The organism is Flavobacterium dankookense (genome assembly GCF_004362665.1).
GTDB classification, from domain to species: domain Bacteria; phylum Bacteroidota; class Bacteroidia; order Flavobacteriales; family Flavobacteriaceae; genus Flavobacterium; species Flavobacterium dankookense.
Genome location: NZ_SNXR01000013.1, coordinates 91,795 through 105,385, shown reverse-complemented (window position 1 = coordinate 105,385; position 13,591 = coordinate 91,795). Strand labels below are relative to the sequence as shown.

The window sequence follows — 13,591 nt, the reverse complement described above, 5'->3', positions numbered from 1 at the left end:
ATGTTCAAAAAAATATTCTTTTTTCTTTTACTATTCACTAGTATTGCGTTTTCACAGGAACAAAAACTTTCGCCATCAACCGAAGTAAGTATTTTTACTTGCGGACGTGGAGATCAATTGTATTCCACTTTTGGTCATACTGCTTTACGAATTAAAGATGTTGAAAATCAACTGGATGTAGTGTATAATTATGGTGCTTTTGATTTTAGAACCGAGAATTTTTATTTAAAATTTGTCAAAGGCGATTTACAATATTTCATGACAGCAACTTCAGTAGAAGATTTTATCATGGAATATCAAATGGACGAAAGAGAAGTTATTGAACAAAAATTAAATCTTTCGTTAGAAAAAAAACAAGAACTTTTTGAGCATTTGAATACCAACTTATTTTCTACTGAAAAATATTACACCTACAAGTTCATTGACAAAAACTGCACTACTATGGTTGCCGATAAAATCAATGGATTATTTAGCGAAAAACTTATTGAAAAAGTAGATGACAAATCAATCAGTTACCGCGAATTATTATATCCTTATTTTGATGATTATTTTTGGTACAAACTAGGCATCAACATCATTTTTGGCGCAAAAACAGATGCGAAAGCTGAAAAATTGTTCTTACCTGTTGAACTTTTAAATAGTTTAGACAAGGCAAAAGTTGATGGAAAATTACTTGTATCAAAAAAAGAGATTATTATTAAAGGAAAAGAAAAACCAACTTCTTTTTCTTTCTTTAACAGCATTTATTTTATAATTGCTTTTCTCCTACTTATAATTGTAATCAACAAACGAATTTTATTTTTGAGTTATTTATCTGTTTGCGGACTTTTGGGTATTTTCCTTTGTTTAGTTGGTTTTTATTCAGAACATCAAGAAATTCTTTGGAATTATAACGCACTACTTTTTAGTCCTTTATTTATTCTATTACCATTTGTAAAAGGAAACATTTTCAAAAAAATAATAGATTTTAATCTAATTCTTTTATTAGTTTATATTGTAATTATTTTCACAAAACCTTATTTAGTTCTTATGATACCATTCATTTTGAGTAGTATTTATATTTTACTAAAATTAAAGAAAAAAAGTCAGGAAAAACTATTGTCCTCTGTAAAATAAAACAGTACTAAAGGTTTTAAAAAGTATATTAAAATCAAGAAAAAGACTTCTGTGCTTGATATAATATAAATCATATTGAAGTTTAATTAAACTGTCATCAATAGTTGCTCCATAAGAATAATTGACTTGTGCCCAACCTGTCAAACCAGGCTTTACAACATGTCTTGTTTCATAAAAAGGCATTACTTCAGCAATTTCTTTTACAAAAACTGGTCGTTCTGGTCTAGGTCCAATAACTGCCATATCACCTTTTAAAATATTAATAAATTGAGGAAATTCATCCAATCGTGATTTTCTTAAAAATTTACCGAATGGTGTAATTCTAACATCGTTTGTAGTTGCAAAAACAGCTCCATTTTTTTCAGCATTTTTAACCATCGTTCTAAATTTTACGATTTTAAAAACTTCACCATTTTTGCCGACACGTTTTTGAGTATAAAATAAATCACCTCTATTTCCAATCAAATTCCCTATTAGAATTAGTGGTAGTATTACTATTCCAAATACAATTCCTATTGAAGAAATTATGATTTCAAGAAGTCTAACAATTATTAAATAAAAATGATTTTGATTGCTTCTGCTAAAAGGAAAATATCTATAAAAATCTCTTGAAACATATTGAACAGGAATTCGCTGAGTTATTGACTCATAAACTTGAGTATATTCACGAATTATATAACCATTTTCTAAAAGATTAATTAGTTGATTATAAAGTTTAACTGTTATTCCATCCGTTTTTTGAGATGCAACAACTATTTCTGAAACTGAATTTTTATTTACAAATTTCCCTAACCCATCAATTGGTATGTTATTTATGATAAAGTTATCATTGTGCTCTGCATTACTATCAGAATTTACAAAACCTAAAACTCTGTAATGTGGATCAACAGACACCAATCCATTAATTAACTCTTCTGCTTGATCTTGATCACAAATTAAGATTACTTTTTTCACAAATCTATTGGAAGCAAAAAAACGAACATAAGTAATTCTCCACAAAAACAATGCTCCAAAAATGGCAAAAAAGAAAATTAAAATTTGAACACGATTTGATGGTAAAACTGGTGTATAAAAAGGTGTTAAAAGATATAAAAGAACTGTTGTTGAAGAGGTTAATATTATACTTTTTATTATTTGAAATTGACTACTTGCTACTTGTAAATTGTACATTTCAAAAATGGAACCAATCATTAAGATATAAACTGCTAAAACAATTGTCCAATAGTAATTAGTTGCTGAGATATTGAAATAATCAAAATGAAAAATTACACCTACAAAATATAAAGAAAGAAGCACAGAAATTACGTCAAAAATCCTAAGTAGAATTTTCCTTTCTGAAACTTCAAAGTGTATATCTTTATATTTATTCATAAACTTTTTTGAAGCTGCAAGTTACTAATTATTGTAATATCTCAATCCATTGGTTTTTTATAATTTTCCAATCGAAGTTCTTGACCGTATTTTGGGCATTGGTAATCAATTTTTCCGCTAACTCTTTTTCTACAAATATTCTTTCAACTTCTGAAACCATTTTTTCTAAATCATTATCATTTACTAACAAAGCATTAAAATTATGATCAAGCAAATAAGGTATTCCACCAACATTTGTAGAAACTATTGGAATTCCCAAAGCCATAATTTCAATAACACTTAATGGTGTATTGTCGAAATGTGTTGTATTCAAAAAAACATTATAATTATTAGATATTGAAATCCATTCTTTTGTTGAAAGTTTTCCTTTAAATTCAATATTTAAGTTATTCTTTTCAGCAAAATTCTTAGTTTCTTCAAAACTATCGTCTTTTTTTGGTCCAACCATACACAGTGTGGCTTGAGGAAATGTTTCCCTAAGTTTTAAAAATACTTTTACAGCCAAAATAGGATTATAAATTTTAGAAAATGACCTTAACCAAAATAATCTAGGAAAATCATAACTTCTTGATTGAAATGGAAAATTTTCTAGCTGAATTGAATTAGGTATTAATTTAGTATTTTCAAATCCATTCGATATAAATGCATTCAATAAAAATCCTGAAGGCGCGATATTTATGTGAGCATTTTTAAAAATCATCTCTGAAATTGTTTTACTTTTTATAAGCCTTGAAGGTAACATTCCTCCATGAAGAATTGGTATATATTTAGTTGAAAATATTCTACATATTTGACTTGTTAGAAAAGCATACCAAAAATTAGTTGTACTATAAGTATCTATTAAAACATAGTCAGCTTTTTTTGCATATTTTAGAACACACATAGTCATATCGAGCATTCTTAAAACCTTATTTTTCTGTGAGGATGCGTAGTAAACTTTATAATTTTCACTTTCGAGATACTTACCTAAAGTATCAATTAAAGTTGGGTTATTACCTTTGTTAGACAGTTTGTTCCCTATATATAGTATCGTCTTCATACATTTTGACTTTTAATAGCGAAAGTGAGTAAATAAAGGCTGGAGCTGCTATTCTCATTGCAGCATGATTTATTGTTAAAATCCAAAATATTATAAAACAAAACAAAAATAAATGTTCTCTATTGGATATATACAAGAACATTGGTGTTATAAATAAAATCATTAGAGCAAAAATTCCCATAATACCATGTTCTGCAAGCATTCTAGTAATTTCATTATGTGAAGCTATAATAAGACCTCCTGTTTCTGCTTCTCTAATTTCTACTCCTTTTGCTACTCCAACACCAAAAACAGGACTTGCAAGAAATGCATTAACTTCAGATTTATAAATATCTTCTCGACCAGACAGCTGGCTTTCTTTTGTTCTCCCACTTGCATCTTGATTGGCATATCGTTTTTCAATAAGTCCATCCGTTTCATTGGATGCATATAACCATGTTATTAACATAATTATAGATAAAAAAATAAACATTAAATTCAATTTGCTTTTTACAGCAGAATTAGTTTTTATGTAAATGATTACTAATAATATAATTATCATTATAAATCCAGTAATCATTCCTCCTCTTGAAAATGTTAATAAACCACGATAAGAGATATTGAAAACAATTATCATATTAACAATCATAATCAGTTTGGATTTTGATTCGAACAACAATCGTGAAAAGAAAACAAACATTCCTAACCCAAAGACAGTAGCAACTTGATTAGGTCCAAAACCTCCAGAGGTTAATGGATTTGAACCTGTTCCTACTAGAACTTCTTTTAAATCTGGTGTTACTAAAATTAGATATACTGTATTTGATATAATTGGTAAACCTATAAAAAGCAATATTTTATTAACATCAGTGAATAAAATTTTTCTGTTATAACAATAAATACCAGCTACACCAAGACAAAGAGGTCCAGAAATATTAAATAGAATAGCTTTTCTTATATCAGTAGTCAGATTGAGGGTTTCTGTGGCTATTATTACTCCTGGAATTAGTAGCAATAAGTATATCCACATAGGTAATGCATTTTTAGAAAATCCTCTATAATACATTCCCATAAGCAAGAAAAACATAACGCCATACTTTGAGAATTCATAAAAAAAACTTCCTTGTGTCATCCTTAAAAAAACCTCACTACCAACAACATAACCTGCAACTAGTAGAACATTATTGCTTTTGTTCTGAGTTTTTAAAACATATAAAAATCCAAAAACTACAATTGCTACAGCATAAATTTTTGATAAAAATGGAAATAAATATATTAGAATGCCCAATAAAGCATGAATCACAACTAAAAGTATATAATTTCTATCTTTCATTGTTATTTATATTGTTTTTAACCAAGTTATGTACCTATTTATAATTGCTTCTTCAGAATTATTCTCGTTTATAGTTACATTCAAATTTGCTCCAAGTTTTTCTCTTAATCCTTTATCATTTATCAATTTTTCTAGAACATTGTAAAAACTTTTAACATCATTTACAGGAACTGTAAAACCATTTTCATCATTTTTAATAATTAATGGAATTTCACCAACACTAGTTGAAACAACCGGTTTTTTACACAATCCATACTCTAACAAAGCAACAGGTAATCCTTCTGAATTAGAAGTTAAAATAGCTATGTCAGATTGATTTATTATGTTTTCTGTATCTTTTCTAGTTCCATAAATAAATACAGTTTCTTGAAGATTTTTTTGAACATGCATTTCCCTTACATCTTTAGAATATTGATCTTCAAAACATTTACCAACCAAATGAAAAGTCCAATCTGGGTAATTTGATTTAAATTTTTCTGCTATTTCTAATAATAAAAAATGATTTTTTTGATGGCGCAAATTTGCTAAACACAAAATTCGTTTTCCTGAAATTCCTTTTAATACTGTTTCGTGTTCAATACCTTTATCAAACTTGGTGAAATTTGGCAAATAGGTTACATTTTTACAAAACAAATCTCTTTCTGCCCAATTTTTTAACTGATAATTTACTGCTATTACTCCTCTAAATAAGAAGGAAGCCATTTTAACGGCATAGGTATTCCTTTTTCCTAAAAACTCACTCAAACCATTGTGATCATGCCAAATAATTTTAATTTTAGGATAGATAAGCTTTAACATGAAAGCAATAAAATAAGAACTGCTATGAGATTGAACAAATTCTACATTATTAAAAATACAATACTCTTTTAAACGCATAACAGCTTCAATATCAAATCTTTTTTTTCTATTAAGGAAAAGATAGCTAACTTTTTTATCGATAAGCTCTTTAAGATAGCCTTCCTTCCTAGTGGAAACTAATCCTGAAAATTCAATTTTTTCTGATAACGCATTAGCATAATTGACAGACATTTTTTCTGCTCCTCCAACTTCCAAGGAATCAATGATTTGAATTATTCTCATCTTGAAGTAATTTTTTTATTTCGGTTTCAAAATAGTCAAGTGTATATTTTCTAGACCATTCTATTGCTTTCAATGACATTTTTTGATAATGATTTTCATTTGAAAGTAGTTTTAAAATTTTTTCCGTGTCTTTTTCAATATCTAGTGAAAGTAATAAGCCTCTTTCTTCATTATTTAACATAGTTGGAACACAAGAAATGGCTGTCGAAATGGGTAGACAACCCCAAAACATTCCTTCAGCTAAAACTTTTGGCCAACCTTCACTCTTTGAGGGTAAAACTACAAAATGATTTTCTTGCAATTCCTTTTTAATTGTTTCTTGAGAATGATTTCCTTTTAAATTTATATAATTCTCAAGTGAATTATTTTTAATATAGTTTTCTAAATCAAGTCTTTCACTTCCTTCTCCATATAAATCCAATGCAACTTTACACCCTGATTTTCTTAAACTTTCGATGAGTTGTATAGCATATAATGGCCTTTTTCCGGAAGATAATGTTCCTATAAATAAAAACTTTATTGCATTTGAAAAATCTCTTGGAAAAACATTGGCTTTATCAATTTCTTTATAAGTTGCTGTAAAAAAAGGTTTTATATTTTTTGAACTTCCATCCCATTCGCCATAAACTAATACTTGCATATTTTTGGTAAGAAGGGTATTGTTTAAAATCCATTTTTGAATTCGATATGTTAATGGCTGATTAGAATTTGGAGCCCAATTTCCTGCGTATTTAGCAGTTTTTATTTTTTTTGGAAATAAAATTTGAACTAAACAACCCAACAATCCAATATTTCCGGGGCAACGCAAATGGATGTGATCCGCTTTTTTGAATGCTTTGTAAATTATAAAACAATTATAAAACGAATAGAAAAAAGCAAAAAAAGAATTTTTTATTGTTGTTAGATTAAAATCCTTGAGTACAACTACTTCTTTTATTATGGGATTTATTTTTTCTATTAAAAGATTTTTATATTCAGGTAAAACAGCACACACAAAGACAGTCTCATCAGAGTGCTTCATCCAATATTCAATCTCTTTTACATAAGGACTGTAAGCAAAATATTCCTCTTGCTGCTTTATTAATGGTGCATTTGATAGTATAACTAATCTCATTAAATATATCCTTTTGAACTTTTTTCTGAAATTTTTACCGCTGGAACGCCAAGCATAACAGCGTTTTCTTCAACATTTGAAGTTACCAAAGAACATGAACCAATTAAAGCATTATTTCCAACCTTTATTTTACCAGCAACAATGCTATTTGAACCAATAAAAACATTGTCGCCAATTATTGGAACTCCTCTAAATTCTCCTAATCCTGAAACACCAATTGAAACTCCTTGAGAAATATTGCAATTATTGCCAATTATGACCTTCGAATTTAAAATTATTCCACCAAAATGGGCTACATAAAAAGAATGTCCTATTTGTGCAGATGACGGTATTGAAATTCCTGCGAAAATCTCAATTAATTTTTGCCAAAAAAACATTGGGTACAAAAAAATTGCTCTAAATGGCTGCAATCTTATTTTTCTGTGAAAATAATTAGCAATTCGGTATTGAAAAGTTGCCCAAAATCCTTGTGTAAAAAATAGTATTACAAGAAAGTTAGCACCATATTTTTTGTGTTTTTTGAAATCGGATATTATTAATTGAACAACAGTCATTAAGTTTTTTTAAATTACTTTTTCTGCATTAACATCGTCAATTGCATACACTTAAATAAATGACTATCTGAAGTAGCTGATAAATCCCAATCTTTTTTATGCCATTTTTTTCCAATTGCTTGCTTTTTTTCATCTGAAATTGGCAATAAGTTTATCAAAAAATACCATTTCGCTTGACCTAAAACACCATGTCTTTCAATAACTTTAAAAGTATTGTGAAATTTATAATAGGTTTTTCTGGAAAATGGCCATTCCCAATCTTTATCTGATTGAAATGGTCTGTACAAAACTCTGATAAATTTTATCGGTAAACTTGTCTCCAATGGATCATAACTAATTATGGTTCCGTTTGGAGCTAATTTTTCGTTTAGTTTAGCAATTAATACATCCGGATTTTGAAAGTGATGCAAAACGCCATAGGCATAAATTATATCAAAATCTTTTTCAGCAAAGTCATCCGAGAGAAAATCAACAGCTACGGCTTTTGCATTTGGAAATTTCTCAATCCTTTTATTTAGTTTTTCAATCGCTAAATCACTTAAATCTAGTCCTATATATTGTTTACTATGTTCCGCTAAATATAAACTCCAATAATTCCCGGCAAAACAACCTAAATCAAGTACTTTTTTATTTGAAACATCTCCAAACCAAACTTTATGTAAATCATAAGATTGATTGAGTACTCCAATATCTTTTCTGATTTTTTTTAATGTTTTTTCACGAACAAAAGACCAAATTCTTGTTGGAAGATTTTTCTTTTTATGATTATAAAACTCTTTTTGTTTTTTGTTGATTTCAATTATTTCCTCTTGCGTTCTCATTTCTGTCTTGGTTTGTTGCTAAATAAAGAAAACCATCCTAATGTTCTCCCCATAAATTCAGTAAAAGCTTCTTGTTTTTTATTGGTTGTAAATATATTGCTAAATCTGATGAATGTCAATAATAAAGTTATAGAATGCCATTTAAATTTATCTTTTATACTTGGTTTTGGATATTTAACACGCCAAACATACCAACCATTTCTAACAACCATCTTTCCATAATTATATTTATTCGGTCTTCCTGCTGAGTCATGAAAATGACCAAGTTGTGCATTTGTATTTATATATAATTTTCCAGTTTTAGAAACTCTTAGCGTAAAATCAGCATCTTCATACAAACCATATCCTTCAAAATAAGTAGAAAATTGAAAAGTTTTGAATACTAATTTTCTAAAAGAGGAAACACCACCCATTAACTGTTCAACTTCATATGTTTTTCCCGATGGCGGTAAAAAACTAATACTTCTTCCATGAGAAAATGAAGGATGACAACCTGGATTTCTATCAGCATCGAGTTGTAATTTTTTTCTAATTATAAATCGACTACTTTCATTTCTTATCCAACCATCATATAAAAATTCGTTGCTTTTTGGTCTATAATCTCCCGGAACTTTTTTCCATACTACTTCATTATTGATGTAACCTCCAACTCCCAATGCATCTGGATATAAAGAATAAGTCTTTAAGATTTCTTCAAAATAGTTTGGTTCTAAAATCGTATCATCATCAAGAAAAAAAATGATTTCAGAGCTTTCAGAAGTTTTATTAATTCCAAAGTTTCGTTGTTTTGTCAAACCTCTATTTACCCTATCAACTAAAAAATAATGTAGATTTTTGAAGACATTTTTTTCTAGCATAAGGTTGGTTTCATTGTTCAATGAACCATCAATAATCAAAATTTCAGATGGATATACCGTTTGTTTATCAATTGATAGTAATAATTTACACAACGCTTCAGGTCGCATATATGTGCATATTATTAATGTGAAATTCATCTTTTATTTTTTAAAATATTTGCCCAATACAAACTTCTATTCCATCTTTTTTTAAACAATGATATGTAATTGAAAGGATTTAAAAAAAAACTTTTATTAATGTTTTTGATGAACAAAGTTAATTTATAACTGGAATTTTGTTCATTTGAACAATGTAGAATTCTAAATAACATAACCGTTGGCGATGGTTTAGAATGAATAACATCATCACTCCAAAGACGTTTTGGTTTTACTCTAAAACCTCCAATTGGCGCCTTCAGGTGTAAAATTTTAAAATCGGAAATATAATGAATATCGTATCCTTTATTTCTGAGTTGCATTCCAAAATCATTGTCTTCACCAAATCCAAATTCATACGAAGTATTAAATTTAATGTTTTTTAAACAGCTTGATTTTACAAAAGCATGTCCTGCACCAAAAACGGCAAATTGTTTTGGTGATTCTACTTTAATTACTTGTGATTGAAGATGGCAAGCGACTAAAAAGGCATCAAAATTCATTTTTTCAAAAATCGAAATAGCATTTTCAAGTAAGGTGTTTTCAAAATCAATATCATCATCCGCCATAAAAACAAATTCACTTTCTATTAATTGAAGTCCAATATTTCTAGCATTACAAGCACCAGTTTGATGTGTAAAATGATGTTTTATTTTGAAAGGCCAGTTTTCATCGATATATTCTAACTCAGAGACTGAATTTTCAATTGGGTTTTGCTCAATGATGATAACATTAGCTGGCAAATGAGTTTGAGATGCTAATTTTTTTAAAACATCTAACAAGTATTTTTTTCTTCCAATAGTTGGTATCAGGACATCAATTGACCTTATTTCTAATTTATTTATTTTAGAAACTAAAGTAATTTGGTCTAAATTTTTGGTGCTTATTGTTCTTCTTTTATAGAAAAGTGAAGCAAGAAAAGGAGCAAAAGTAAATTTCTTTTCAAAAAGAAGTAAACTGAAAAAAAGTAGAAAAACCCATCTAATTCTATAATGCTGTTTTGTGAAACGATATAAATCAAAAAGAGAAGCCGATTTTAGATTGACATTTTGAGATGGTTTGATTAATAATTTTGGTGCGGAATAACAAAATAATCCTTTTGGTAATCCCAATCGAGCAATTGAGTTTAAAAAATAATCAAAATTATCTTTTCTATTATTACTGTTTTTAAATGCAATAATCGTAGCGGCATGTATTGCTCCAACATAACTACTCATCATCCAAGTAGCATATTTTACTTTTTTGTTAACATTAACAAACTGAGTATCTTCAATATATCCAACATATCTTTCAAAGTAATTAGAATCACTAGGATTGAATGATATTAAAAACTTATTGTGGAAAAAAAAGCTTTCAATAAAGGAATGATTTAAGTTTTCTTTTTCATTTTGATGACACCATACAAGAATTTCATTATTATTTTTTTCAGCAAATTCAATGATTGTTGGAACAATCAAACTATTCTTTGTAACCGAAAAATTATCTCCATTTGAAGAAACTATTTCTGTAATTTTTGAATTATCGTGAAAAAAAATAATCATCTTTAAAATGTATTCAATACTAATCCAACAAAAGTAATTATTTGACAGGATTCGAGGCTGATTTTTATTATTTGTTAATCAATTACTTAATATTAAAATCAATCTTATCTATGCCAATTTGATAAAACTTTTTTATAAAAATCGACATTTTGATTAGCTACAACTTCAAGACTAAACTTAAGTATAACTTTGGCTCTTGATGCTTTACCAAATTTTAGACTGAGTTCTTTATCAAGTAGCAATTTATTTATTTTTTCAGCAAACTCATGGTGCGATTTTGGATCAACTAAATATCCTTCCTTTCCATCTTCAATAATTTCTTTTGCCCAACCTATATTACTTGCTACTACAGGCTTTTCCATTGCCATTGACTCAATCCATGAAACTGGTAATGCTTCGGCAAATGTAGGGAAAACGCATAATGTTGCGTTGCTAATTAGTGTTTTAATTTTATCATAAGAAACACTTCCTAAGTAAGTAACATTTTCCAACGCCTTGGTATCAAATAATTTTTGCATGATAGTCCAAGTAGAGTCATTTCCAGATAATACATCGGGTGTGTCTTTTCCAACAAGAACTAATTTTGCTTCTTGATTTTGCTTATATACTTCATTAAAAATCAAAGGCAATTCAAGAAGTCCTTTTTTCCGAATTAGAGTTCCAAAATAAAGTATAATATGGTCTGAATTACTATCAATTGCGGAAAATTGTTTCAAGTCAATACTATTTGGAATAACTTCAATTTTTCTATCTAAATCAAATAATTCTCTCGTTACATTAGCTGTATATTCACTAACTGATGCTATTGCATCTGCATTTTTCAATGCTTTTTTTTCGTTATATTTATTTTTGAATTTAACAGGCCTTTTATCTAAATGACAAAAATAAGTATCCGAACCGTGTAACTTAACTACTAATGGACATTTGGCTTTTATATTCGATGAAAATCCTGTCCAATCAGGTGATTCTAATAGATCTAATTGATTTTTTTTAACTAAAGAATTAACTAGTTTTTGAACTTTTTTTTGAGTAAAAAATAATGAAAGTCCTTTTATTTTTACATTTTTAATTCTGTAAAATGTAATTCCATCTTCTTCAAATACTTCATCTTCAGATTGTCCATAAACAAAAATTGAAACCTGATTTCCTAATTGGGATAGTCCTTTTGATAAATTCAATATACTTGTACCAATTCCACCAGAATGTCCAAATTTTGGATGTGGAAATTCGGGTGTTAAAAATCCTATTTTCATTTTTCTGTTAGCGTATTAATAAATTCCCAAATTCTTTCTGATGCTTGGTTTGCTGGCTTTTGATTTATAATTTCAAACCAAGTTGTTGCCTCTTTCAATGTTGTAACTTTTCTTTCTAAAATAGATTGAATTTTCTGTTCTATTTCATCAACATTGTTAAACCAAATCACTGAATTACTTGTTGGCATCGAACGAAAATGAATATACTTATAAATTTTTTCAACGTTCCAATTTGATGACTCCAATTTAAGGACATCATAATTTATATAAACACATGGTTTTTGATAACATACATAATCAAAAACCATCGAAGAACCAAGATTTATAACAAATTCAGTATGAGCAATGGTATTTGTTTGTAGTATCATGTCTTCATATGTTGGCAAAATGGTATTCCATCCTTCACCAATTTTTCTCCAAACTGGATTTATTGGAACAATAACATCTTTGTAATCATTTAGAACAATATCAAATCTATTAGAAAAATCAACAGGACATCTTCTGAAAACTATTCCTAGATTAAATCCTTTTTTATTCAGATTTCTAATAGCATCAGCAGTGTCCTTTAAATACTGTGGATCATTAGGAGAAGTCGTAACATCATCACCTGAAAAACAAATGTATTTTTTATCTAAATCAAGATTGTTTTTTTTGAAAAACACTTCTTTTTCAACTTTTAAACTTAAATCAAAATGATTTTCAAATTGAGGCGTTCCAACTATAACTATTTGATTTTCATAAATATTTGGATAATATTTCAATATTTCCTTTTTCATAAATTCACTCCAAACGAAATAATAATCTGTATCGATAACTAATGTAGCTTTAGGAAGATTATCCCAAGAGAAAATAAATGTAGCTGTTGGAATTCCAAGTTGTTTTGCTGCTTCAATCGGAGCAATTGCTGACATTGGTCTTTGGTTGGTACAAAAAACAAAATTGGGTTTCTCTTTTTGAAGCGTATTTATACAATCATCAAAATAGTTCGTTTTCTTTTCTAACTCGGAAATTTTTTTTAAAAGAATTTTAAGTCTTGTTTCTGAATTATATTTTGAAATTATTCTTTTGGTGAGAAAGGTTTTTATTTTTTGTTTTACAGTTTTAGTAGAAAATGGAAAGCGATAACTATTATAAGTTGTATCGTTAAATCTTTTTATAAAAAGATTTAACTCTATTTGCTTTCTAGCATTTTTGTATATCTCTGTAAGAGGATGGTTTTTAGGATTATTAATTTTTACTTCTTTATAGCCTAATTCACTTATATCGAATGGTGTATTGTTCCAAAAAGTAATATCAAAACCTTTTTCTAAACCAATTTTATGAAAATTTGTAAAAGCAAAATTTCTTAAACCAATACCATCGGGTAGTAATATGAATATTTTTTTGGAAGTCATCTAT

Annotated in this window: 12 protein-coding genes; 1 reads left to right on the top strand and 11 read right to left on the bottom strand. The window is 28.0% G+C overall.

Features of this window, described 5'->3' with window-relative positions; translation table 11 throughout:
• The gene (locus tag BC748_RS07040) at positions 1-1,116 is read left to right on the top strand and encodes a lipoprotein N-acyltransferase Lnb domain-containing protein (protein ID WP_133532777.1); all 1,116 of its coding nucleotides are present in this window, start codon (positions 1-3) and stop codon (positions 1,114-1,116) included.
• Here BC748_RS07040 and BC748_RS07035 read toward each other — a convergent pair.
• The 11 genes from BC748_RS07035 to BC748_RS06985 all read right to left on the bottom strand — a co-directional run bounded on the left by BC748_RS07035 (position 1,096) and on the right by BC748_RS06985 (position 13,587).
• Positions 1,096-2,487 carry a sugar transferase gene (locus BC748_RS07035; protein ID WP_133532776.1) on the bottom strand — a complete coding sequence of 464 codons (1,392 nt, stop codon included), beginning with the start codon at positions 2,485-2,487 and terminating at the stop codon, positions 1,096-1,098. The two genes, BC748_RS07040 and BC748_RS07035, sit on opposite strands and share 21 nt — an antisense overlap.
• Before the next feature lie 28 nt (positions 2,488-2,515).
• Positions 2,516-3,526, bottom strand: a complete 1,011-nt coding sequence (locus BC748_RS07030; RefSeq protein ID WP_133532775.1) for a glycosyltransferase family 4 protein — start codon at positions 3,524-3,526, stop codon at positions 2,516-2,518.
• Positions 3,489-4,838, bottom strand: a complete 1,350-nt coding sequence (locus tag BC748_RS07025) for an O-antigen ligase family protein (protein WP_133532774.1) — start codon at positions 4,836-4,838, stop codon at positions 3,489-3,491. The genes BC748_RS07030 and BC748_RS07025 overlap by 38 nt, the downstream gene beginning before the upstream one ends.
• A 6-nt stretch (positions 4,839-4,844) precedes the next feature.
• Positions 4,845-5,918 (bottom strand): glycosyltransferase family 4 protein, encoded by a 1,074-nt coding sequence (locus tag BC748_RS07020; RefSeq protein ID WP_133532773.1) that lies wholly within the window; start codon positions 5,916-5,918, stop codon positions 4,845-4,847.
• Complete coding sequence (locus tag BC748_RS07015; protein ID WP_133532772.1) at positions 5,896-7,032, bottom strand: glycosyltransferase family 4 protein; 1,137 nt, start codon at positions 7,030-7,032, stop codon at positions 5,896-5,898. Before BC748_RS07015 ends, BC748_RS07020 begins: the two co-directional genes overlap by 23 nt.
• On the bottom strand, positions 7,032-7,586 hold the full coding sequence (locus tag BC748_RS07010; protein ID WP_133532771.1) for a serine O-acetyltransferase: 555 nt from the start codon (positions 7,584-7,586) through the stop codon (positions 7,032-7,034). The genes BC748_RS07015 and BC748_RS07010 overlap by 1 nt, the downstream gene beginning before the upstream one ends.
• Before the next feature lie 14 nt (positions 7,587-7,600).
• Positions 7,601-8,407: a class I SAM-dependent methyltransferase gene (locus BC748_RS07005; protein WP_133532770.1), complete on the bottom strand. Its 807-nt coding sequence runs from the start codon at positions 8,405-8,407 to the stop codon at positions 7,601-7,603.
• Positions 8,404-9,402 carry a glycosyltransferase family 2 protein gene (locus BC748_RS07000; protein ID WP_133532769.1) on the bottom strand — a complete coding sequence of 333 codons (999 nt, stop codon included), beginning with the start codon at positions 9,400-9,402 and terminating at the stop codon, positions 8,404-8,406. The genes BC748_RS07005 and BC748_RS07000 overlap by 4 nt, the downstream gene beginning before the upstream one ends.
• Positions 9,399-10,940: a glycosyltransferase family 2 protein gene (locus tag BC748_RS06995; RefSeq protein WP_133532768.1), complete on the bottom strand. Its 1,542-nt coding sequence runs from the start codon at positions 10,938-10,940 to the stop codon at positions 9,399-9,401. Before BC748_RS06995 ends, BC748_RS07000 begins: the two co-directional genes overlap by 4 nt.
• 104 nt (positions 10,941-11,044) lie before the next feature.
• Positions 11,045-12,193, bottom strand: coding sequence for a glycosyltransferase family 4 protein (locus tag BC748_RS06990; RefSeq protein WP_133532767.1), 1,149 nt, complete (start codon positions 12,191-12,193; stop codon positions 11,045-11,047).
• On the bottom strand, positions 12,190-13,587 hold the full coding sequence (locus tag BC748_RS06985) for a UDP-glycosyltransferase (RefSeq protein WP_133532766.1): 1,398 nt from the start codon (positions 13,585-13,587) through the stop codon (positions 12,190-12,192). The genes BC748_RS06990 and BC748_RS06985 overlap by 4 nt, the downstream gene beginning before the upstream one ends.
• Positions 13,588-13,591: the final 4 nt, after the last annotated feature.